This is a genomic window from Nocardioides soli (genome assembly GCF_014191495.1).
Classification (GTDB): Bacteria; Actinomycetota; Actinomycetes; order Propionibacteriales; family Nocardioidaceae; genus Nocardioides; species Nocardioides soli.
Genome location: NZ_JACHWR010000016.1, coordinates 1 through 22,871, shown reverse-complemented (window position 1 = coordinate 22,871; position 22,871 = coordinate 1). Strand labels below are relative to the sequence as shown.

20 protein-coding genes are annotated in these 22,871 nt (G+C 70.6%); 17 read left to right on the top strand and 3 right to left on the bottom strand.

What is annotated here, in order from left to right:
- Positions 1-83: 83 nt before the first annotated feature.
- Positions 84-530 carry a 50S ribosomal protein L9 gene (gene rplI, locus FHU40_RS27205; protein WP_183595633.1) on the top strand — a complete coding sequence of 149 codons (447 nt, stop codon included), beginning with the start codon at positions 84-86 and terminating at the stop codon, positions 528-530.
- A gap of 77 nt (positions 531-607) precedes the next feature.
- Here rplI and FHU40_RS27200 read toward each other — a convergent pair whose 3' ends face one another.
- Positions 608-1,954, bottom strand: coding sequence for an MATE family efflux transporter (locus tag FHU40_RS27200; protein WP_183595632.1), 1,347 nt, complete (start codon positions 1,952-1,954; stop codon positions 608-610).
- Between the two features lie 605 nt (positions 1,955-2,559).
- On the opposite strand from FHU40_RS27200, the gene dnaB reads away from it, so the two are divergent.
- Both dnaB and FHU40_RS27190 read left to right on the top strand, forming a co-directional pair.
- Positions 2,560-4,905 (top strand): replicative DNA helicase, encoded by a 2,346-nt coding sequence (gene dnaB, locus FHU40_RS27195; RefSeq protein ID WP_221200363.1) that lies wholly within the window; start codon positions 2,560-2,562, stop codon positions 4,903-4,905.
- Positions 4,906-5,220: 315 nt separating this feature from the next.
- The gene (locus FHU40_RS27190; RefSeq protein ID WP_183595630.1) at positions 5,221-5,718 is read left to right on the top strand and encodes a pyridoxamine 5'-phosphate oxidase family protein; all 498 of its coding nucleotides are present in this window, start codon (positions 5,221-5,223) and stop codon (positions 5,716-5,718) included.
- A 122-nt stretch (positions 5,719-5,840) separates the two neighbouring features.
- On the opposite strand, the gene FHU40_RS27185 is transcribed toward FHU40_RS27190, so the two are convergent.
- A complete protein-coding gene (locus FHU40_RS27185) occupies positions 5,841-6,071 on the bottom strand; it encodes a mycothiol transferase (protein WP_183595629.1) in 231 nt (76 codons plus the stop codon).
- A 184-nt stretch (positions 6,072-6,255) separates the two neighbouring features.
- Here FHU40_RS27185 and FHU40_RS27180 point away from each other — a divergent pair, with 184 nt between their 5' ends.
- The 12 genes from FHU40_RS27180 to FHU40_RS27125 all read left to right on the top strand — a co-directional run bounded on the left by FHU40_RS27180 (position 6,256) and on the right by FHU40_RS27125 (position 19,958).
- Positions 6,256-7,038 carry a FadR/GntR family transcriptional regulator gene (locus tag FHU40_RS27180; RefSeq protein WP_221200362.1) on the top strand — a complete coding sequence of 261 codons (783 nt, stop codon included), beginning with the start codon at positions 6,256-6,258 and terminating at the stop codon, positions 7,036-7,038.
- A gap of 229 nt (positions 7,039-7,267) precedes the next feature.
- Positions 7,268-8,926, top strand: coding sequence for a class I adenylate-forming enzyme family protein (locus tag FHU40_RS27175; RefSeq protein ID WP_183595627.1), 1,659 nt, complete (start codon positions 7,268-7,270; stop codon positions 8,924-8,926).
- Entirely contained in the window at positions 8,923-9,717 is a 795-nt protein-coding gene (locus tag FHU40_RS27170) for a class II aldolase/adducin family protein (protein ID WP_183595626.1), read from the top strand. The genes FHU40_RS27175 and FHU40_RS27170 overlap by 4 nt, the downstream gene beginning before the upstream one ends.
- Positions 9,718-9,806: 89 nt before the next feature.
- Complete coding sequence (locus FHU40_RS27165; RefSeq protein WP_183595625.1) at positions 9,807-10,640, top strand: alpha/beta fold hydrolase; 834 nt, start codon at positions 9,807-9,809, stop codon at positions 10,638-10,640.
- A 36-nt stretch (positions 10,641-10,676) separates the two neighbouring features.
- On the top strand, positions 10,677-11,927 hold the full coding sequence (locus FHU40_RS27160; protein WP_183595624.1) for an amidohydrolase family protein: 1,251 nt from the start codon (positions 10,677-10,679) through the stop codon (positions 11,925-11,927).
- Between the two features lie 224 nt (positions 11,928-12,151).
- Positions 12,152-12,409: a hypothetical protein gene (locus FHU40_RS27155; protein WP_183595623.1), complete on the top strand. Its 258-nt coding sequence runs from the start codon at positions 12,152-12,154 to the stop codon at positions 12,407-12,409.
- Between the two features lies 1 nt (position 12,410).
- Entirely contained in the window at positions 12,411-13,811 is a 1,401-nt protein-coding gene (locus FHU40_RS27150; RefSeq protein WP_183595622.1) for an amidase family protein, read from the top strand.
- 8 nt (positions 13,812-13,819) lie between these two features.
- Complete coding sequence (locus tag FHU40_RS27145; RefSeq protein ID WP_183595621.1) at positions 13,820-15,460, top strand: sugar ABC transporter ATP-binding protein; 1,641 nt, start codon at positions 13,820-13,822, stop codon at positions 15,458-15,460.
- Positions 15,453-16,454, top strand: a complete 1,002-nt coding sequence (locus FHU40_RS27140) for an ABC transporter permease (RefSeq protein WP_183595620.1) — start codon at positions 15,453-15,455, stop codon at positions 16,452-16,454. Before FHU40_RS27145 ends, FHU40_RS27140 begins: the two co-directional genes overlap by 8 nt.
- A gap of 225 nt (positions 16,455-16,679) precedes the next feature.
- Positions 16,680-17,771 carry a substrate-binding domain-containing protein gene (locus tag FHU40_RS27135; RefSeq protein ID WP_183595619.1) on the top strand — a complete coding sequence of 364 codons (1,092 nt, stop codon included), beginning with the start codon at positions 16,680-16,682 and terminating at the stop codon, positions 17,769-17,771.
- A 64-nt stretch (positions 17,772-17,835) separates the two neighbouring features.
- Positions 17,836-18,354: a nuclear transport factor 2 family protein gene (locus FHU40_RS27130; protein WP_183595618.1), complete on the top strand. Its 519-nt coding sequence runs from the start codon at positions 17,836-17,838 to the stop codon at positions 18,352-18,354.
- 350 nt (positions 18,355-18,704) lie between these two features.
- Complete coding sequence (locus tag FHU40_RS27125; RefSeq protein WP_183595617.1) at positions 18,705-19,958, top strand: pyridoxal-phosphate dependent enzyme; 1,254 nt, start codon at positions 18,705-18,707, stop codon at positions 19,956-19,958.
- Positions 19,959-19,983: 25 nt separating this feature from the next.
- Here FHU40_RS27125 and FHU40_RS28725 read toward each other — a convergent pair whose 3' ends face one another.
- Positions 19,984-21,168, bottom strand: coding sequence for an RsbRD N-terminal domain-containing protein (locus FHU40_RS28725; protein ID WP_183595616.1), 1,185 nt, complete (start codon positions 21,166-21,168; stop codon positions 19,984-19,986).
- 137 nt (positions 21,169-21,305) lie between these two features.
- Between FHU40_RS28725 and FHU40_RS27115 the strand changes: the two genes are divergently transcribed.
- On the top strand, positions 21,306-22,538 hold the full coding sequence (locus FHU40_RS27115) for a M24 family metallopeptidase (RefSeq protein ID WP_183595324.1): 1,233 nt from the start codon (positions 21,306-21,308) through the stop codon (positions 22,536-22,538).
- Between the two features lie 17 nt (positions 22,539-22,555).
- Positions 22,556-22,871, top strand: a 316-nt coding sequence (locus FHU40_RS27110; protein WP_183595615.1) for an SRPBCC family protein, incomplete at its 3' end; no start/stop codon positions are given.

The window sequence follows — 22,871 nt, the reverse complement described above, 5'->3', positions numbered from 1 at the left end:
GACGTGGCCATCGCGGTCAAGAACGCCCGTGAGCTCGCCCTGCTGCCCTACACCTCCACCGGTCGCTGAAGGGAGCCGACGACATGAAGCTCATCCTGACCCAGGAAGTCACCGGTCTCGGTGCCCCCGGCGACGTCGTCGAGGTGAAGGACGGCTACGGCCGCAACTACCTCGTGCCCCGTGGCCTCGCGCTGCGCTGGACGCGCGGTGGCGAGAAGCAGATCGAGTCGATCAAGTCGGCCCGCGCCTCCCGCGCGGTGCGCGACCTCGGCCACGCCGAGGAGATCAAGACCAAGCTCGAGGCCCAGCCGGTCAGCGTGCAGGTGCGCGCCGGTGCGGGCGGCCGCCTCTTCGGCGCGGTGACCGTCGGCGAGATCGCCGACGCGCTCTCCTCGACCTCCGGCGAGAAGGTCGACAAGCGCACGATCGTGGTCACCAACCCGATCAAGGCCCTCGGCACCCACGAGGTCTCGGTCAAGCTGCACGACGGGGTGTCCGCCACGGTCGCCCTCAACGTGATCCCGGCCTGACCCACCCGCAGCACGCCGTACAGGGGCCGTTCCTCCTCCGGGAGGAGCGGCCCCTGTCGCATTTGCTCGGGGCCGGGTCAGACCGCTGCGCCGGTGACGAGCCAGGCGTCGCCCCGCGCCCGCCGGACCAGGACGACGAGCCGGGCGCCCATGAACACGGTGCAGAACGCCACCCAGATCGCGACCAGGCCGGCCGACCAGGCCGCGAGCGCCAGCGCGACCGGGGCGTAGGCGACCAGCGTGACCAGGCCGGCGCGGGCCAGGTAGCGGCCGTCGCCGGCACCGATCAGCACGCCGTCGAGCACGAACACGACCCCCGCCACCGGCTGGCCGAGGGCCGCGACGATCAGCACCACCACCAGCAGGTCCCGCACCGCCTGGTCGTCGGTGAAGAGCCCGCCGAGCCAGGGGCTGGCCACCGCGAGCAGCACGCCGGTGACCACGCCGCTCCACGCACCCCACCGCACCATCCGGTCGGTGGTCTCGCGGGTGCCCGCGACGTCGCCCGCGCCGAGCGAGCGGCCGGTCAGCGCCTGCGCCGCGATCGCGATCGCGTCGAGCACGAAGGCGAGGAACCCCCACAGGGTCATCGCGAGCTGGTGGGTCGCCAGGTCGACGCGCTGCTCCTGCCGGTCCAGCGCGCCGAGCGTCACGGCGTACGTCGTGAGCAGGATCGCCGCGCGCAGGGTCAGGGTGCGGACCACGAGCGGCCAGCCCGCGTGCGCCGCTGCGCGGATGCCGGGCAGGTCCGGCCGGAGCGGAGCGCCGTGGCGCCGCGCGGCCCGGACCACCACGATCACGAACACGACCGCGCTGAGCGCCTGGGCGATCACCGTGCCGAGGGCGGATCCGGCGATGCCCAGGCCGGCGGGGTAGACGAGGACGAGGTTGAGCACGACGTTCAGGGCGTTGCCGCCGATCGCGACGTACAGCGGGGTCCGGGTGTCCTGCAGCCCGCGGAGCACGCCGGTCGCGGCCAGGATCGTGAGCAGCGGGACGGTGCCGAGGAAGGCGATCCGCAGGTACGTCGCGGCCTCCCCGGTCACGTCGCCGTCGGCGCCGAAGAGCCGGACCAGCGGCTCGGTGAAGATGACGCCCAGCACCGTCGCGACCGTGCCGATCAGCACCGCCAGCCAGATGCCGTCGATGCCGATGGCCAGGGCGCCGCGCAGGTCGTCGGCGCCGAGCCGGCGGGCGACGCCGGCGGTGGTGCCGTAGGCGAGGAAGATGCACAGGCCGATCAGGGTCTGCAGGATCACGCCCGCGATGCCGAGGCCGGCCAGCTCGGTGGTGCCCAGGTGCCCGACGATGGCCGCGTCGGCCAGCAGGTAGAGCGGCTCGGCGACCAGGGCGAGGAAGGCGGGGACGGCGAGCCGCAGGATCTCGCGGTCCTGAGCCCGGTGGCGGTTGCGGGTCGTCACCATGCCCTGGTCCGCGCTCTAGTCACTGTCACGGGCATGGCGGTCATCTGATCCTTACGGGCACTAGTCATCGGTGCTGTGGACAACCCCGGGATAACCGGCGCCACCACGCTATGTCGACAAACCGCCAGGTGACGGGAAGGTGTCGTGGGCCTGAACAGAACTTCGATGCCGAGAATTTCCGTTCCACAACCGTTGGAACCCATTGTCGCAGGTCAGAGGGCTAGTGCAGGCCCGGGGGCGGCGGATGTCCACAAGAGACTCCCCAGCCTGTGCACACCTGGCGGCGTGTCGTCCACGCTCGATCGCCGGTTATCCCCAGGGGCTGGAGTGACCTGTGGATACGGGGGTGTCGCGAGCGGCCCCGAACCACGTACGGTCCGGTGGTCCGGCACTGTCGGCGGCCCCGTCTAGCGTGGCGCGCGCAGGGTCGGGACGGGGTCGGGTCTGGCAGCAATCGAGGGGAGCAGCAGGGCGGAATGAGCCTCACCGAGCAGGACTCCCGGAGCTTCCCCGAGCCGCCGCTCGACGACTGGGGCGACGGCCCGGTCGCATACGCCCCCGGTGAGCGGCCGACCTCACCCGGCGACCGCACCCCGCCCCAGGACATGGCCGCGGAGCAGTCCGTGCTCGGCTCGATGCTGATCTCCAAGGACGCGATCGCCGACGTCACGGAGGCGATCCGTGGCGTCGACTTCTACCGGCCCTCCCACGAGACGATCTTCGACGCGATCATCGACCTCTACGGCCGCGGCGAGCCCGTCGACATGGTCACCGTCGCCGCCGAGCTCCAGCGCCGGGGCGAGCTGCAGCGCATCGGCGGCGCGCCGTACCTCCACACGCTCTCGGCCAACGTCCCGATCGCCGCCAACGCCGGGTACTACGCCGAGATCGTCCGCGAGAAGGCGATCCTGCGCCGGCTGGTCGGCGCCGGCACCAAGATCGTGCAGATCGGCTACGCCGGCGAGGGCCAGGTCGACGACATCGTCGACCAGGCGCAGGCCGAGGTCTACAAGATCACCGACAAGCGGGCGACCGAGGACTACGCCCCCCTGAGCGACATCATGGACGGCGTCCTCGACGAGATCGAGGCGATCTCCAACCGCGAGGCGGGCCTCTACGGCGTCCCCACCGGCTTCGCGGACCTCGACGACCTCACCAACGGTCTGCACTCCGGCCAGATGGTCATCGTCGCGGCCAGACCCGCGATGGGCAAGGCACTGGCACTCGATACCCCGCTGCCGACGCCCGGTGGCTGGACGACGATGGGCGAGGTCCGGGTAGGCGACCGGCTGTACGACGCGCAGGGCCGCCCGACGACGGTCGTCGCCGCCACCGAGGTGATGACCGGACGCCCCTGCTACGAGGTCGTCTTCTCCGACGGCTCCACCATCGTCGCCGACGCCGAGCACCAGTGGCGCACCGAGACGCGGGCCGCGCGGAAGTCGAAGTGGGCGGCCGACCACCACTACAACCGGGCCCGCAACCAGAACATCTTCCCCTCCGTCGTGACGACCGAGGAGATCGCGGCGAGCGTCCGCATCAACTCGGAGCAGCGCGCCAACCACGCAGTCCTGAACGCGGCGCCGCTGAGCGCGGCGGACGCCGACCTCCCCGTGCCGCCGTACGCCCTCGGCGCGTGGCTGGGCGACGGACACAGCGCCTCGGCTCGGATCACCTGCGAGACCGCCGAGATCCCGATGTACCTCGAAGGCTGCGGACTGCGGGTCGACCATCACGGCGAGATGCTCTACAGCATCAAGCTGCCCGAGGGTGATCCACGAGGTTCGGTCCAGGGCCAGCTCCGCGAGCTCGGCGTCCTCAACGACAAGCACATCCCCACGGCGTACCTCCGCGCCTCGGAGCGGCAGCGCCGTGAACTGCTCGCCGGCCTCATGGATACCGGCGGCACGGTCGTGAAGGGCGTCGGCTCCTGTCAGTTCGCGGTCACCAGCAAGCGGCTGGCCGACGACGTGCACGAGCTGGTCGTGAGCCTCGGCTACAAGTGCGGCCGCACCACCAAGCGGGTCCAGGGGCGCTCGGAGGAGACGTCGACCTGCTACATCCTCAACTTCTCGACGACCGACGACGTGTTCCGTCTGGAGCGCAAGCACCTGCTGCACAAGCAGGAGCGGTCCGCGACCACGGCACGGATCGGCCGCCGCTACATCACCGAGGTTCGTCCGATCCAGAGCGTCCCGGTCCGGTGCGTCCAGGTCGACAACGACGACCACCTCTACCTCGCCGGCCGGTCGATGATCCCGACCCACAACTCCACCCTGGCCCTCGACCTGTGCCGCGCGGCGTCGATCCACAACAACCTCGCCAGCGTCTTCTTCAGCCTGGAGATGACGCGGTCGGAGATCACGATGCGGTTGCTCTCCGCCGAGGCGAAGGTGCCGCTCAACCACATCCGCAACGGCCAGATGAACGACGACGACTGGGCCAAGCTCGCCCGCAAGATGGGCGAGATCTCCTCCGCACCGATGTTCATCGACGACTCCCCGAACATGACGATGATGGAGATCCGGGCGAAGGCCCGCCGGCTCAAGCAGCGCCACGACCTCAAGCTGATGGTGATCGACTACCTCCAGCTGATGACGTCGGGCAAGAAGGTCGAGTCCCGCCAGCTCGAGGTCTCGGAGTTCTCCCGCCAGATCAAGCTGCTGGCCAAGGAGCTCGAGGTCCCGATCATCGCGCTCTCCCAGCTCAACCGTGGTCCCGAGCAGCGCGGCGACAAGCGTCCGATGATGTCCGATCTCCGCGAATCCGGGTCAATCGAACAGGACGCGGACATGGTGATCCTCCTGCACCGCGACGACGTCTACGAGAAGGAGTCGACCCGCCCCGGCGAGGCCGACCTGATCGTCGCCAAGCACCGCAACGGCCCCACCCGCGACATCACCGTCGCCTTCCAGGGCCACTACTCGCGGTTCGTCGACATGGCGCACTGAGTCCGAGCCGGCATGCCGACGATGATGAGGATGATGGCTTGAGCGCGGTCCTCGCGCGCCGCCCCCGAGCGCTGCTGAAGCGCCCACGCGTCACGATTCAAGTCTGCGCGGACCGGCACAGATGCCTACGCCTAGGCCGGGCCGCGGCCCCGTCCGGACCTGCCGATGTCAGGCCCATCGTGTGACCTCAGGTGGTGTGCGCTGATCCCGAGCGGCCGCCCCCTACGTCGCCAGCCAGGCACGAACCCGGTGCTCGGCCCTCAGCGGAGCATGGATGACCGATGAGTCCGCGTCCGGGTGGTAGTCGATTCCGGCATGACCACAGGACAGATCGACGACCGCTTCGGCGACCCCACAGCGGCGGCTCCCTCATGGGAGTCCGTGGAGGCCCTGCTCAACCGGGCCGAGCTCTACTGGTTGACCACCGTGCGGGCCGACGGACGTCCGCACGTGACACCCCTGGTAGGTGCCTGGAGCGACGGGCGCTTCGCGTTCTGCACCGGAGTCGGCGAGCAGAAGCACGTCAACCTCCAACACTCCCCGCTCGTAGCCGTGACGACCGGCAGCAACGGCTGGAAGTCCGGCACCGATGTCGTGGTGGAGGGGACCGCGCAGCGGGTCACTGGACGCGAGCGGCTTCGGCCGCTCGCCGAGGCCTGGTGGCGCAAGTACGGCGATGACTGGGCGTGGGACGCCGACGACGAGGGCTTTGCGGGCGGCGACGGCAGCCGTCCGTGGGTCTACGTCGTACCGCCTGCGAAGGTGATCGCGTTCGGCAAGGACCCACATTCGCAGACGACCTTTCGCCCCTAGGACGTTCCACGGGGCTTGCGGCTGGGACGCTCCCGACCCGCCGAGGTCAACCGGATCTGCCACGATCAGTGCGTCCCGCCGTGCTCCTCCATCCGCTGCGAGCCGGACGTGCGTCGTGCCGGTCAGTGCTCTCTGGTCTCGGTGGCGTACCGGTCGTCCTGCGGGTTGGGGTCGTCGCACCTGACGGAGTAGACGACCTCGACGTTCAGCGCGTGCTCGGCGATGCCCAGCAGATTCGTGCCCGTGCGCGGCACCCGTAGGTCGCGCTCGGCGAGGCCGTCCAGCTTCCACTCCAGCGCGTCCCGCGCGCCCTGGCGGTAGTCCTTCAGCACGCCCTCGGGCACAGCGACCATGGATGGGCGTGAGACGGCCGGGTACCCCGTGGCCCCGATCGGCGGAGGAGTTCGCCCGTCGGCGAGCTTGGTGGTCGAATCTTCCATATGATTGAGTCGGCGCGGTTCGGTGGTCAGCCGCCGACCGTCCATGTGGAAGGAGGCCGGTATCAATCCTCAAAGCGGCCGTTCGCCGGCGAGCAACGTGCGGTTCGCACGCCTCGCCGAGCAGGTTGCCGACGACCTGCGTAGTCGCCTGCTCGTCGGTGATCTCGTCGATGCCACCGAGCTGCCTATCGAGGAGTCGCTTCGCAGCCAGTACGGCGTCAGCAAGCCGACCTTCCGCGAGGCCATGCGGGTCCTGGAGGCCGAGGGCCTGATCACGATCCGGCGGGGCGCGATCGGTGGGGCCGTCGTGCACCGCCTGGAAGCCGAGCACGTCGCCTATACGCTCGGCATGGCCCTGGCCGGTCGGGGCGTCGACATCTCCGACGTCGCGCAAGCGCTGCAGGAGGTCGAGCCGGCCTGCGCGGCCGCCTGCGCTCTTCGCGCCGACCGGGCGCAGGTGGTCGTGCCGGTCCTGACCGAGTTGCACGAGCAGGCGGTCGCGGTGGTGGACAACCTCGTCGCGGTGACCACCCTGTCCCGGAAGTTCCACGAGGCGATCGTGGATCTGTGCGGCAACCAGTCGCTGTCGATGCTGGCGGGCGCGCTCGAGTCCTTGTGGAGCTCCCATGAGTCGGCCTGGGCCAACCGCCGCCCGGAGGGGCTCGACATCCCGCCCAGCGAGCGACTCGACGTGCTGGGTGAGCACCGCCGGCTGATCGACAGCATCGCCGACGGCGACGCCGATGCCGCGCGGTCGCTCGCGCTGCGGCATCTGATCAGCTCCCAGAACTACCCCACTGCCGAGTGGCCCGAGGTGTTGATCTCCCCCGCCTCGGTGCGCGCCCGGTTCATCGAGACCTCGACCGGCTCGCCCGGATAGCGGGAGCGCTGCCCCGCGGCCCATCGCGGTGCGCGGCATGAGTTCGGCCGGCTGAGCTTCGCCCGGTGAGTCGGTCGTACGACGTCGGCCGGGTGGGCGAGCCATGCGTTCGCGGACCGGGGCGGTCCCGTGGTCCGACCATTCGTGGACGAGCCACGAGGGTGCCCCCTGCCCTCGTCCGGCTGCCCGGGGTTGACGAACACTCAAAAAACATCTAAAACATTTGACCATGAGAAGGGCTTCCTCGGCGTTGGCCGCTGAGTACCACCGGCGCGGCTGGTGGACGACGGACACGCTCTCGGCCGCGGTCACGCGGCACGCGGTCGACCGACCCGACGGGCCGGCCTACACGTCCGGCTCCGACACGGTGAGCTGGGCGGAGCTGGACGCGGGTGCCTGGCAGCTGGCCCGGTTGCTCGCCGGCGCCGGTGTCTCGCCGGGCGATCGGGTGGCCGTCTGCCTGCCCGACGGCATCGGCGTGCACCTGGCGTTCCTGGCCATCGAGCGCCTCGGTGCCGTCGTCGTGGGCGTCGGTGCCAAGGCCGGAACGCGGGAGATCGCACACCTGCTGGGCAAGAGCCGGTCCGGCGTGCTGATCACCGGGAGCGGTCGGGAGGGTGTCGCGCAGGAGATGCTCGGGCGGGGCGTCGTGATCCGGCACCTGGTCCTGGGTGTCGACGGCGGCGGTCCTCGGCTCGCCTGGGGCGTGGATGCCGGCTCGGAGGCGTCGGAGATCGTGCCCGCGCCGTTGCCGAGCGTGGAGCCGGATCCGGACGAGCTGTTCCTCATCAACTCGACGTCGGGGACGACCGGCCTGCCCAAGGCGGTGCTGCACACGCAGAACCGGTGGCACTACTTCCACACCCGTGCCGTCGCGAACGGCGATCTGCGGGCCGACGATGTCGTCCTGGCGATCGTTCCGGCGCCGTTCGGCTTCGGGCTCTGGACCTCGCACGTGACCCCGATCAAGCTCGGCGCCCACACCGTGGTCCTGCCCAGGTTCGATGCGCGGACCGCGGCGCTGGCCATCGAGGAGCACGGCGTCACGGTGCTCTGCTGCGTCTCCACGCAGTTCGTGATGATGCTGGCCGACGGCGTGCTCGACGGCGTCGACCTGTCCTCGTTGCGCGTGGTCTTCACCGGCGGCGAGCTGGTCCCGTACCGCCAGGCCCATGAGTTCGAGGCGCGCACCGGCGCCACGATCCTGCAGTTCTACGGATCGAACGAGACGGGGCTCCTCTCCGGTACCACGCTGGAGGACACCGCCGAGAAGCGGCTGCGGACCGCCGGCCAGGTGGTCTCGGAGATGAACGTGCGGCTGTACGACGGCGAGCGGGAGGTCACCGCCGGCGGTCGAGGCCAGCCGGCCTGCTGGGGACCCGGTCTCTCACTCGGGTATCTCGACGACGACGCGGCCAACCACACGTTGTTCACCCGTGACGGCTGGATGCTGATGGGCGACATCTGTGAGATCGACGCCGACGGCTACTTGTCCGTGGTCGGTCGGATCTCGGAGTTCGTCGTCCGCGGCGGCAAGAACATCAGCCTCGCCGTGGTCGAGGACGATGCGCTGAGCCACCCGGCGGTTCGCCAGGCTGCGGCCGTTCCGATGCCGGACCCCGTGCTGGGGGAGCGGGTGTGCCTGTTCGTCGAGCTGCTCCCAGGCGAGGCACTCGACCTCGACGCGCTCGTGACCCACCTGGCCGCCCAGGGCGTGTCGCGCGAGCTCTTCCCGGAGCGACTGGAGGTCGTCGACGAGCTGCCGCGCTCCAGCGGCGCCAAGGTGGCGAAGAGCGTGCTCCGCGAACGGATCGCGGAGCTGCTCGCAGCCGAAGCGCCCGGTAGGCCGTTCGCCGCATCCCATCTGAGAACAGGAGCAAGGACATGACTGACATCTCGACCCTCGACCAGGACAGCCCTCGTCGTGGCGGCATCGAGGTCTGGGCGCCGTCCGTGATGCCGGCGGTCGGCGACGGCGCGCTGAGCGACGAGCAGACGCTCGCGGCCGCGTTTCGCGTGCTGGCCAGCGAGGGCTTCTCGGAGAACATGGCCGGCCACATCACCTGGCAGCGTCCGGGCGGCACCGACATGCTGGTCAACCCGTGGGGACTGTGGTGGGCAGAGCTCACCGCCTCCGACATCTGTGTGGTGAACGAGGACGCGGACGTGGTGAAGGGACGCTGGGACGTGACCCCGGCGATCCACATCCACACCGAGTTGCACCGGCTGCGTGAGGATGCCCGGGTCGTCGTCCACAACCACCCCTACCACGTATGCGTGCTGGCCGCGCTCGGTCGGCTTCCCGAGCTGGTGCACCAGACGGGCTCGATGTACCTCGACGAGATGGTCTTCGTCGAGGAGTACGCCGGTGAGATCGACACGCCGGTACTGGCGCGCGAGCTCGCCGAGCAGATCGGCGACGCCAAGGTGGCGGTGCTCGCGAGCCACGGCGTGATCGTGACCGGTGCGGACCCGGTCGAGGCGACCTACCGCGCGGCGTCGTTCGAGCGGGCCTGTCGGCTCGCGTACGACGTCCTGGTCACCGGTCGTGAGGCGCTGCCGCTGCGCCGCTCCGTGATGGTGGGGATGAAGGCCTCCCTGATCGAGCGGGCGGCCGAGGTCTATTGGGGTGGAGCGGTACGCCGCCTGCTGCGGGAGGAGTCCGACGTACTCCTGTGAGAGCCCGCCTGCCCGCCCCCGAGGGTGACTCCGAGCCTCGCCCTCACCCCACCGATGCGTCCGTCCGTGCCCGAAGGAGGATCCGATCCATGGCAGCGCCGAGCCCGCTCGTCGTTCCCGATCACGCCCTGCAGGGGTTCGAGGTCGGGGCCGGTGAGCCGTTGGTCGTGCTCCACGGCTTCGCCGCCGGGGCCGACAGTCGGACCGAGTTCGTGCCTCAGGTCGCCGCACTGTCCGAGGGCCATCGCGTGCTGATGCTCGATCTGCCGGGGTTTGGCGCCTCCGGCGCACTGCCGATCGCGGAGGACTACCTCGAGGACGCCGTCGTCCGGCTGCTCGACACGCTCGACGCGCTCGGCCTCGATCGGGTCTCGGTGCTGGCGACCTCGCTGGGTGCGTGGGTCGCGCTGCGGGCCGCGGTCGACCACGGCGATCGGCTCGATCGGCTTGCTCTCCTGGCGCCGGGTGTCCTCCATGCGGGCTCGGCCGGCGCTCGGCCGGCCGAGGGCGTCCGGCTGCTGTCGGCCTTCCTGGCTCGGCCCACCGCCGGGGCGATGCTCGACTGGCTGGAGAGCCAGGTGGCGGACCCGGTGCGGATCGTCGACGCCGACGTCGAGCGTGAGCTCGCCCAGGCGATGGTGCCCGGCGCCATCGCCCGGCTCAAGGCGGTCGCGCGGACCTTCGACAGCGGGGAACAGGAGTCCGCCCTGTGGCTCCGGACGTCGGAGGTGACCCGGCCGGTGCTGCTGATCTGGGGGCGGGAGAACCGCGACTTCCTCCTCGACGGCGCACTGTACGGCGCGCGTCGGGTGCCGAACGCCGACCTGCACGTGCTCGCGTCGTGCGGTCACCGTCCGCACCGTGAACGACCGGAGGCGGTCACCCGCCTGGTCCTCGACCTCCTCAACTCGAAACCTCACTGACCCCGCTCCGCGGGCCCGACCACAAGGAGACATCTGATGGCGAGCATCGAAGAACTGCAGAGGAACACCGACTTCACGACCGCGGTGAAGGGCAAGGTCACCTTCCTGCCCGAGCCGGAGAAGGCGGATCGCAAGTTTCCGATGATCTCGGTGGATGACCACATGGTCGAGCCGCCGAACACCTTCGAGGGCCGGATGCCGGCCAAGTTCGTCGACCAGGCGCCTCGAGTGGTCGACAAGGACGGTGCGGATGTCTGGATCTACGACGGCAAGGAGCTGCCCAACGTCGGCTTCAACGCGGTGGTCGGCCGGCCCGTCGACGAGTGGAGCTTCGAGCCCGCCCGGTTCACCGACATGCGCCGCGGCGCATGGGACATCGATCACCGGATCAAGGACATGGACCTGTCGGGCGTCTATGCGTCGCTGTGCTTCCCCTCGTTCCTCGCCGGCTTCGGCGGGGTTCGACTCCAGCAGACCACCAAGGACCCGGAGCTGGCGCTGGCCGCGGTACGCGCCTGGAACGACTGGAACATCGAGGAGTGGTCGGGTGCCTACCCGGACCGGATGATCCCGTGCCAGCTGCCCTTCATGCTCGACCCGGAGATCGGCGCTCAGGAGATCTACCGCAATGCCGAGCGCGGGTTCAAGGCGGTCACGTTCTCCGAGGCACCGCACCTGCAGGGGTTCCCGTCGATGCACTCGGCGCACTGGGACCCGATCATGCGGGCCTGCGAGGAGACCGGCACGGTGATCAACCTGCACATCGGCTCCTCCGGCACCTCGCCCTCGACCTCCGAGGACGCCCCGCCGGACGTGGTGGGGGTGCTCTTCTTCGGCTACGCGATCTTCGCGACCGTCGACTGGCTCTACTCGAAGATCCCGGTGCGCTTCCCGGACATCAAGATCTGCATGTCCGAGGGCGGGATCGGTTGGGTGCCCGCGCTGCTCGACCGCCTGGATCACATGACGACGTACCACTCGATGTACGGGACCTGGGACGGCATCGACCTCGCGCCGGCCGACGTGCTGCAGCGCAACTTCTACTTCTGCGCGGTCGAGGACCCCTCGTCGTTCGCCCTGATCGACAGGATCGGGGTCGACCACGTCATGGTCGAGGAGGACTACCCGCACTCCGACTCGCTCTGGCCCCGGACGCAGAGCGTCGTCCAGGAGTCGGTCGGCGGCCTGTCGCCCGAGGCGATTCGCAAGGTCACCTGGGAGAACGCCTCGAAGCTGTACCGCCACCCGGTGCCGGAGGCCGTGGTGGCCGACCCGAACAGCTTCTGAGCAGGAGAACGCCCGGGTCCGGGGTCCGTTCGGAGGCGACGTTCTCGGGGTTCGGTCGAGACGGTTGAAGAAACATCCAAATAACTTCTAACATTTGGATAATAGGCCCGGGCATCGAAGCTACGCCGTGGGTGGAGCGATGCCGGCCCCGCGGGAGACGAGCACGGTGGGCCTCGGGCAGGCGGGCCTCGCGGCCGTGACGGTGGACAAGAAGGAGTAGGCACGTGGATCGTTCTGCACTCTCGGCCGAGACCATCAGGGAGCTGGCTGCCAGCCGGGGCCTTCCGCTCACGGCGGACCAGGTCGCCGGGGTCCAAGGGTTCCAGCGCGCGATGGCCGGCGATCTGGCCCGGCTCCGTTCGGTCCCGCTCGACTTCGTCGGCGACCTGCGGATCCCCGCCGACGCGACCGCCTGGCTGGAGGGCTTCCCCGAGATCGGTCCCGGGGGCCACCCCGTCCCCGTCGACCGCGAAGGGGTGTGAGGTGACCAGCCTGCTGGGCAGATCGGCCACCGAGCTGGTCGATGACTACCGATCCGGAGCCCTCTCGCCGATCGAGGTCGTCGACGCCGCGCTGGCCGAGGTGGAGAGCGACCCGCACAACTCGGTCATCACCTCGTGCCCGGAGAGCGCTCGGGCGGCCGCCGTCAGGTCCGCCGAACGGTACCGGCGGGGCTCCGCGCTGCCGATGGACGGCGTTCCCATCGGCATCAAGGACACGATCGCCACGCGGGGCATCGAGACCTCCGGAGCCGACGCGATCTACGCGGGCTGGGTCCCCGACGAGGACGCCACCGTCGTCGCCCGGCTGCTCGCGGCGGGGGCGGTGCCGGTGGCGAAGCACAATGCCTACGCCTTCGCGCTGGGCCACACCAACACGCACCACGGCGTGGTCACCAACCCGTGGGATCCGGCACGCACCACCGGTGGCTCATCGTCGGGAGCCGGCGCTGCGGTCGCCACCCGCCAGGTGCCCATCTCGATCGGGAGCGACACCGGCGGATCCATCCGGCTGCCGGCGTCCTGGTGCGGCGTCTCCGGCCTGAAGCCGACCTACGGCCGGGTCCCCAACCGGGGTGCGATGCCACTGGCCTGGTCGTTCGACACCATCGGCCCCCTCGCCCGGACCGTCGACGATCTGGCGCTGACCATGCAGTGCATCGCCGGACACGATCCGGGCGACGGCTCCTCGAGCCGTCGGGCGGTGCCGGACTACCTCGATGGCGGGCGGACCGATGTCGCCGGACTGCGGATCGGCCTGCCGGAGAACTGGTTCTTCGACATCTGCGACCCGCAGATCGAGGCCGCCGTGCGCGCCGCCGCGCTGGAGCTCGAGGAGGCGGGCGCGACCATCGTCCCCGTCTCGTTCCCGCACGCCGACCTGACCATGGTCGTCGGGTGGATCTGCATGCTCGGCGAGATCGCATCCGCCCACGAGCCCACCGCCCACCGCTTCGACGAGTACGACGAGGCGTTCCAGGAGTACCTGCTCACCAGCTCGTTCGTCGAGCTCAAGGACTACCTGCGGGCGAGCCGGCTGCGCACCGTCGTCCAGGACGACTACCGGGCCGCCTTCGAGCTGGTCGACATGATCATCGCCCCGGGCAACGTCACCTACGCTCCGCGCCTCGACGACTTCCTGTGCCAGGTGGGTGACGAGCAGTACGGCTGGATCGAGGTCTCGGCCCGGTCCACCTACATGGCCAACATCACCGGTCTGCCCTCGTTGGCGCTCCCCGCGGGCCTGGGGTGGAACGGCCTGCCGCTCGGCATCCAGTTCCTGGGGAGGCCGTTCGACGAACGGACCATGCTCCGCGTCGGCCGCTACTACCAGTCGGTCACCCAGCATCACGAGCTGGATCCGGCTGACCGCAGGCCCCGATGACGCCCCCGATGACTCCCCCGGTGACCGGGCGCGGACCGGTGCTCTCGGTCCGAGACATCTCCAAGACGTTTCCGGGCCAGCGGGCGCTGTCATCGGTCGATCTCACGGTGCAGCCGGGCGAGGTGCATGCCCTGCTGGGCCACAACGGTTCGGGCAAGTCCACGCTGATCAAGGTGCTGGCCGGGTTCCATGTCCCGGACGCCGGTGGCGAGGTCCTCGTCAACGGCGAGCCGCTGGAGCTCGGCGCGCCCTCGCGCAGTCACGAACGAGGGCTTCGCTTCGTCCACCAGGACCTGGCGCTGCTCGGTCCGATGACGGTGGCCGAGAACATGGCCTTCACCATCGGCCACGTCCGGACCCGGGTCGGCACCATCGATCGGGACAGTGAGCGGTCGCGGACCACGGCCTTGATGGACCGGATCGGGATCCAGGTCGACGTGGACGCGAAGGTCGAGGACCTCGATCCCATCGATCGGGCGATCGTGGGCATCGCCCGGGCACTGGACGGCCTCGATGGGAACGGCGGCCTGCTGGTGCTCGACGAGCCGACTGCGGCCTTGCCTCCCCACGAGGTGGGCCGCCTCTTCGCGGTGGTCCGTGATCTGCGCGACCGTGGTGTCTCGTGTCTCTACGTCACTCACCGCATGGACGAGGTGCACGAGCTCACCGACACGTTCACCGTCCTTCGTGACGGCGAGGTCGTGCAGAGCGGGCGGACGGCGGACTACTCGGGCGACGAGCTGATCGGCTTCATCCTCGGTGCCCAGGCCCGGCAGCAGACGCGGACCCCCGGCGGTGCGCGCGAGTCCACGGACGGCGAGGGTCGCGCCGGAGCCGCGCTCGTGGTCGAGAACCTTCGAGCGGCCCGGGTGGAGCGGTTCAGCCTGAGCGTGGCCCCCGGCGAGGTCGTGGGCATCGCCGGGGTGATGGGGTCGGGTCGGGAGTTCATCGGACCCGCCCTGACCGGTGCCGTGTCCGCCACGGCGGACCGCTACCAGACGTCGAGGGGGCCGATCGGGGCGATCTCGCCGCGGAACACCCGGCGCCACGGCGTGGTGATGGTCCCCGGCACGCGCGGTCCGGGGTCCATGATCGAGAGCTTCTCGGTCACCGAGAACCTCACCTTCGCCACGCTCGACCGCTACAGCCGCCTCGGCTGGCTGGACCGGCCAGGCGAGCGGCGGGCGGCCACCTCGTGGGTGCAGCGCTTCGGGGTGCGGCCGGCGGACCCGGACCGGGCGCTGCGATACCTGAGCGGGGGGAACAAGCAGAAGGTCCTGGTGGCCAAGTGGCTCAACACCGATCCCTCCGTGGTGGTGATGGATGAGCCGACCGCGGGCGTGGACGTCGGCGCCAGCGCGGCCATCCACGACATGATCGTCGACGTGGCCGCCCAGGGGGTGGCCTGCATCGTGACCTCCTCGGACCTCGACGACCTGATCGCCGTCGCCACTCGCGTCATCGTGATGGACCGCGGCGTCGTCACCGCCACGCTCTCGGGGGAGCAGATCGAGAAGAACTCGATCCTGTCCGCGATGAGTGGCGCCACCGACGCGCGCGCCGACCGCGCCGACCGCGCCGACCTCGCCGACCTCATGGAGCGGTCGCGCCAACCCGACCACCTGGATCTGGAGGAGCCCCATGTCTGACCTGGCAGTGGAGCCTGTTGCCGCCGACGAGAAGACCGCGCGGTCGGCCAGATCTGGCCTGGCCCGGCTGTCGTTCCGCAACGTCGGGGCTGTCTACGTGTGGCTCGCCATCATCGTGCTGTTCGGCGTGCTGAGCCCGGACTCGTTCCTCACGGCCGACACCGCTCGGACGGTTCTGAACAACTACTCGGTGACCGGCCTGGTGGCGCTGAGCCTGGTCATTCCCATGGCCGCCGGGCTCTTCGACGCCTCGGTGGGGAACATGGTGGGCCTGGCCGGCATCTTCTCGGCCTATGCCGTGGCCACCTGGGATCTCGGCGGTGGGACGGCGATCCTCCTCACCCTCGTGCTGTGCGCTCTGTGTGGCCTGTTCAACGGCTTCGTCGTCGTGGTCCTCCGGGTGCACTCCCTCATCGGGACGCTGGCCACCGGATCGCTCTTCCTCGCGCTGACCTTGGCGATCTCGAAGGAGCAGAGCATCACGCAGAACGTCGGGCGTCTCCGATCGGTGCTGGCGGGTCACTACGTCCTCACGGTGACGATCCCGGTGATCGTGTTCCTGGCGCTGACGGTGGTGCTCACCGTCGTGATGGACCGGACCACCGTCGGCCGGTCGTGGTACGCCCTCGGCTTCGACGCCGAGGTCGGCCGCTTGGTCGGGCTCCGGGTCCGGTCGCTGCAGATGACGGCGCTGGTGATCGCAGCGGTCATCTCCGGCGTGGCCGGCATGCTCCTCACCGCGCGCATCGGCTCGGCCTCGCCCGCGGTCGGTCCCAGCTACCTCCTGCCGGCCTTCGCGGCCGTGTTCCTCGGGGCGACGCAGTTCCGGGGAGGTCGGTTCAACGCACCGGGCACCGCCGTCGCCGTGCTCATGATCGGCACGGGGACCATCGGGCTCTCGTTGGCGGGTGCGCCGACCTGGTCCTCCCAGGTCTTCCAGGGGGTCGTCCTGATCGCGGCCATCGCGCTGTCGTCCTTCGGGCGGCGCGGCTGAGCCCGGTGGCGCCGCGCCGGGAGCGCCTCTTGACTCATATATTCAAATCTTCTATAACTTAACCAGTCGCTGCGAGGAAGCGCCTCCGGCGGCCCCGACAAAGCCGGCCGAACGCCGCCTGGTCGTGGACGTGCTCACCGCCACGCGAAAGGCGTTCCTCGCCGAGCATCCTGAGGAGCAGATGTGTTTCGATTCCACCTCGCGCGTTCCGGGGCGATCGCCCTCGTGACGGCTCTCCTGGCGGCGGGTTGCAGCGCCGCCGATGACAGCGGATCCACCAAGGAGGCGTCGACCGACGACGTCGCCGCCGCCGCGGCCGGGCAGCTCAAGGAGTACCGGGACCGGCCCACGGCCATCAACGTGACCGAGCCGCTCGCCGGCAAGCCGCCGGCGGGCAAGACGGTGTACTGGATCCAGTGCGGCGCACCGGCGTGTGCGACGCTCGGCGACTTCGCCGAGGAGGCCGGCGACGCGCTCGACTGGAAGGTGGTTCGGGTGAACGCCGGGCTGTCGCCCGAGACGATCAAGAACGCGTGGGGCGAGGCGGCACGGGCGGTTCCGGCCCCGGACGGGGTGATCTTCAGCGGGTTCCCGCGGGAGATCTACGAGGACGAGATCCAGACGCTGGCCGGCAAGGACGTTCCCATCGTCACCATCTCGGTCGACGAGGAGGCGGGCAACGGCGTGACGGCGGTGCTCGGCGCCGCCCAGGAGCGCAACGTCAAGACCGGCCACATCCAGGCCCTCTACTCGCTCGCGCAGGAAGGCGCCGACGCGAATGCGGTGTTCTTCCAGGTTCCGGCCTTCCCGACGCATCTCATCCAGGCGGCGGCGTTCGAGGAGACCTTCGGTGAGCTGTGCGGCGACTGCGCGCTCGACGTCGTCGACCTGCCCGCGGAGAGCATGGGCACCGACATGCCCCAGCGAATCGTCGCCTACCTGCAGGCACACCCGGACGTGAACTCGGTGACGCTCGCCCTCGCCGACATGGCCATCGGTCTGCCGGCGGCCATCCGCGACGCCGGGCTCCAGGACCGCATCACCATCGTGACCGACACTCCGGACACCACGGTCGCGACCTACCTCGCGGAGGGCGACGTGGTGGTCGCCTCGACCACGTACCCGGGCAAGGAGATGATCTGGCAGGCGTTCGACATCTTCATCCGCCAGATGCTGGGTGAGGACTTCGCCGAGTCGGCCGGCGCGCCCACCCTCGCGTGGCTGGTCACCAAGGACAACATCCCGGACCCGGCCAAGCCGTTCCCGCTCGTGGAGGACTACCGGGAGCAGTTCCTCGAGCTCTGGAACCTGGGCTGATCGACCGTGGTGCCGCTCGGCCGAGGGCGAGCACCAGTCCCACACCTGCGAAAGAGAGGACGTCATGTCCGAGATCGAGGACCTGAGGCACCAGGTTGCGCGGCTCCAGGCCGTGCACGACATCAGCACCCTGATGGCGGAGTACGCCCGCCGGTGCGATCTCCGCGAGAACATCGACGCGATCGGCGAGCTGTTCGCCGAGGACGCCGTCTACGAGACGCAGGGTCATCTGGCCGAATCTCCACCGGTCGTCGGCCGTGCCGCGATCGTCGACCTGTTCAAGGGCCTTCCGGACCTGCTCAGCTTCACCGCGCACTTCCTGGCGAACCCGAACGTGCAGGTCGGGCCGGACGGTGACACGGCGCGGGGTCAGTGGCACACCCTCGAGTTCGCCACCACCTCGACCGATCCGAGCGAGCAGCTCGTCATGGTGGCGTGGTACGACAACGACTTCGTCCGGGAGGGGTCGCGCTGGGTGCTCCAGCGCATCCGGTTCCGCGACACGGGGGTCTTCCCGTACTCCGAGGGCTGGGCGAAGGTGCGCTACGTCTCCCTGAGCACCCTCGAGCGGGTGCCGCACTGAGGGGCACCGGCATGAGGCCGTAGCACCGGCCGGGCAGGACGACTCGTCGTCCTGCCCGGCCGGAACTGCTTTCCGGGGAGGACCGGCGAGTCCCGCCCGCCGCCCGACGCTGTAGCGAATCCACCAGCGGTGGCCGCGGACATGGGCTCGAGTTGTGGAGTATCCACGGAACCGTGCCGGGCAACTTGCCGCGCATCCACGTGGTGGGGGCCCGCCGCGGACGACACCATGAGTCGCTCAGGGAGCGCTGGCGGTAGTCGAGGAGGCAGGTCACGTGGTTGGCGGGTTGGTCGGACGGTCGTGCGGGTCACCCGCGGTCTCGGGCTCGGGTCAGGGGACGGAGCGTCGTCATGCCGTTCGCTGAGTCGGTGCGGTGCCCGCGGTGCCGGGCGGCGTACGCCGCCCGCGACGACCTCCGTGGTGGGTGCGCACGCTGCTGGGCCGAGGACGGCGTCCGGGTGAACCTCCGGTGCGAGGTGCCGCTCGACCCCGAGGAGGCGCGCCGCGCGCTGCTGAACGCGCCGGGTCGCAGCATGTGGGACTTCCAGGCGCTCCTGCCCGTCGACGAGAAGGACCGGGTCGACCTCGGCGAGGGGTGGACCCCGATGACCAGGCTCGAGTCGGCCGGCGAGCGGCTCGGCGTCCCGCAGCTGTGGGCCAAGAACGAGGCCAGCAACCCGACCTGGTCCCACAAGGACCGGCTCTGCGCGGTGGCCACGGCCGCCGCGCGGCGGCTCGGTGCGCGCGCGACGACGGCGGTCTCGACCGGCAACCACGGCGCCTCCGTCGCGGCGTACGCCGCGCGGGCCGGCCTGCCGTGCGTCATCTTCACGCTGCAGGACGTGCCCGAGGCGATGCTGGCCTTCATCAACGCGTACGGCGCGACGGTGGTGGCGGCCCGCACCGTCGCCGACCGCAACGAGCTGATGCGGCGGGCGATGAGCTCGCACGGGCTGTACCCCATCTCCAACGCGTCCACGCCCTCGGTCGGGAGCACGCCGTTCGGCATTGACGGCTACAAGACGATCGCGTACGAGACCTGGCTCCAGCTCGACCAGCGCGTCCCGGACTGGGTGGTCGTGCCCGTGGGCTACGGCGACTGCCTCAGCGGCGTGGCTCGCGGGTTCGAGGATCTCGTCGAGCTCGGGCTGACCACCCGGGTGCCGCGCCTGGTCGCGGCGGAGGTGTTCGGAGCCGTGGGCGCGGCCATCTCCGGCGGAGCCACGCCCCGGACGGGCGAGCCGAGCTCGACCAAGGCCTTCTCGATCGCGACCACCACCGCGACGGACCAGTCGATCCGGACCGTCCAGGACTCGGGCGGGGTCGCCGTGACCGTCGGCGAGGACGCGATCATCGACGCCCAGCGCCTGCTCGGCGTCGAGGAGGGGCTCTTCGTCGAGGCGTCGGCGGCCGCGGGCTTCGCGGCCGCGGCCAGCCTCGCCGGGGACGGCCACCTCCGGCCGGAGGACCAGGTCGTCGTGCTGTCGACGTCGTCGGGGCTCAAGGATCCACTCGGCGCCCAGGCGTGGCAGCGGCCGGTCGTGCGCGCCGACTCCGGGGAGGCCGACCTGCGGGCCGTGCTCGACGAGGCGCTCGCGCGCTGAGCCACGGCGTCCGGACCGGCCCGGGTCAGGCCGGGTGCGCCTCGCCGACGCCGATCTCCCCGGCCCGCAGCGCGAGCAGTACGTCGGCGCGCACCAGCTCGGCGGCCGAGTCGGCGCCCATCTGCTCGCAGATCCGCCGGATCCGGTAGGTGACGGTGTTCTCGTGCACCCGCAGCGCGCCCGCGGTGGCGCGCGTCGACATGCCGGACTCGAGGAACGTGCGCAGCGTGTCCAGGAGCGCGGCCGAGCCGATCCCGCCGAGCACCGCGGACACCATCTGACTCGCCATCACCGGGTTCTCGACCAGCAGCACCTCGGGGATCACGTCCTCGAACCTCGTCAGCTCCCGGCCGGTCAGCTGCCCGACCTTCAACGCGTTGAGGGCCTCGCGCAGCGAGCCCGCGCACTCGTTGAAGCGGGGCCGGCTCTCCCCGAGGCCCAGGGCGGTCCCCTCCGGTACGTCGGCGTCCCCGAGCGCCCGGGAGAGCACCTCCTCGGCCCGCGCGAAGTCCGCGAACACCAGGATCGTGAAGCCCTGGTGACTCCCGATCAGGGTGCGGCTCGCGACGTGGGGACGGAGGCGCTCGGTGATCGCGCGCCTGGCCCGCGCGACGAGCAGGCCGTCCTGGCGGCGTACGGAGAGCGCCACCGCCCGGTGCGGCAGGTGCGCCTCGACGCCGACCATGCTGGCCCGCCGGTCCAGGTCGGCCGGATCGAGCGCCTCGGCGCCGGCCAGACGCGAGACCAGGTCGACGCCCACGTGGCTGACCTGCGCGTGCAGCTCGCTCGCGATCTGCCGGTACGACGTGGTGCTCGCCGTGATCATCGCGTCGATCGCGACACCGACCCGGCGGGCCGCCTCCTGGACCTCGCCGGCGGTCAGCGCACCCGTGCCCCCGAGCAGCCGGGTCAGCAGCACCCGCTCGGCGTTGTGCCACGAGCCGACGACGCTCTCGATCGGCACACCCTGGACGGCGCGCCGCTCGCTCAGCCGCCGGGCCGGCGCCAGCTCGGCGTCGTTCGGAGGGCGGCGGTCGATCACCGCCAGCAGGATGGACCGCATGCTGGCGGTGATCGCCTCCGACAGCTCGGTGCGGTCCAGCATGCTCACCTCGTAGCCCGGGAGCCGCTCCCACACCGCGGCGGTCAGGTGCTCCGCGATCTGCTCGTCGGTCGCCAGCAACTCCCGCGCACGTTGTGTGATGTCCACAGTTCTCCCATGAATTTCTCGCCAGGATCCACGTATCTCAACAAGATGCTAGTGGCCAAGATCATCCTCATGATTGTTCAGGCCACGACCGGCCGCCGCTCCGCCGGTGCCGGCTCCGGGGACCCGGTGGTCGACGGATGACCGCCCTGCCGCAGCACGCCTCGATCGCCGTCGACGCGCCGACGCCCACCCTCCCGACGCGTCCGGTCGTCGACCAGCAGGCGCTGGCCACCGCCCGCCGGGACCGGCTGCGTCGCGTCATCGACGAGATCGGCGTCCACGCGCTGGTGCTGCTGACCCCCGACGCGGTGCAGTACGCCACCGGCTACCGCTCCGTCGGCGCCGGCCTGTACGCGACCCACCGGATGGCCGCGATCCTGACCGCCGACGACTGCTGGCTGGTCTGCCCCGCGGGCGACGCGGGCGCCGCCGTCGACGCCGGCCTCCCCATCGAGCGCATCGTCCCCTTCGGGACCTTCTTCTTCGAGAGCGTCGACCGCTCCCCGCTGAGCGAGAACGTCGGGCGCCACCCCCACCTCGAGGCGGCGGTCCGGTACGTCGTCGGCGCCGTCGGGTCGGTCGGCTCCGGCGTCATGCGGTGGGGTGTCGACGGCCTGTCGACCAGCCACGAGTTCGGCGACCGGGTCAGCCTCGTCGACGCCACCGACGCGGTCGCGCGAGCGCGCCGGGAGAAGCTGCCCGCCGAGGTCGACCTGCTCCGGTACGCCGCGCTCCTGACCGAGGCCGCCATGGCCTCGGCGGTCGCGCACGCCGGCGCCGGCATGACCGAGAAGGAGATCGCCGACCACGTCGCGGGCGTCATGGTCGCCGGCGGGGGCGAGCCGCGGTTCGTGGTCTCCGGGACCGGGACCCGCTCGGCGCTCTCTGACAGCTTCGCCTCGGGGCGGACCTGGCAGCCCGGGGAGATCCTCCGCTTCGACGCCGGATGCGTCGTCGACGGCTACTGGTCCGACCTGGGCCGCACGGTCGTGCTCGACACGCCCTCGCAGGTCCAGCTCGTGCGGTACGAGGCGATCCTGGCCGGCCAGGAGGCGGCGTTCGAGCTGACGAGGAGCGGAGCGACCGGACGCTCCCTGTTCGAGGCCGCGGTGCGCACCGTCAACGCGCGCGGCCTGCCGTACCGCCGGCAGCACTGCGGCCACGGCATCGGGCTGTCGATCTACGAGCGGCCGAGCGTGTCACCCGCGGGTGACGCGCCGATCCCCGTCGGTAGCACGCTGTGCATCGAGACGCCGTACTACGAGCTCGGCTGGGGCGGGATGATGGTGGAGGACACCGTTCTGGTCACCGAATCCGGTTACGAGCGCCTCAACGAAACCGACCGGCGGCTCTGGGTCGCCGAGGCCTGAGACGGAACGGAGATCCGATGATCATCACCAACGACTTCGAGGTCGGGGCACCGCTCGACCGGGCCTGGCCGGTGCTGCTGGACATCCCGCGGGTCGCCCGCTGTCTCCCGGGCGCCCAGCTCGAGTCGAGCGACGGCGCCGTCCACCGCGGGCGGATGAGCGCCAAGATCGGACCGATCAGCGCGACGTACGCCGGCACCGCGACCGTCCTCGAGATCGACGACGACGCCCACGTCGTCGTGATGCGGCTGGAGGCTCGGGAGGCACGGGGTCAGGGGAACGCGAACGCCGTCCTCACGATGCGCCTGGCCGGCGGCGACGACTCCACCCGGA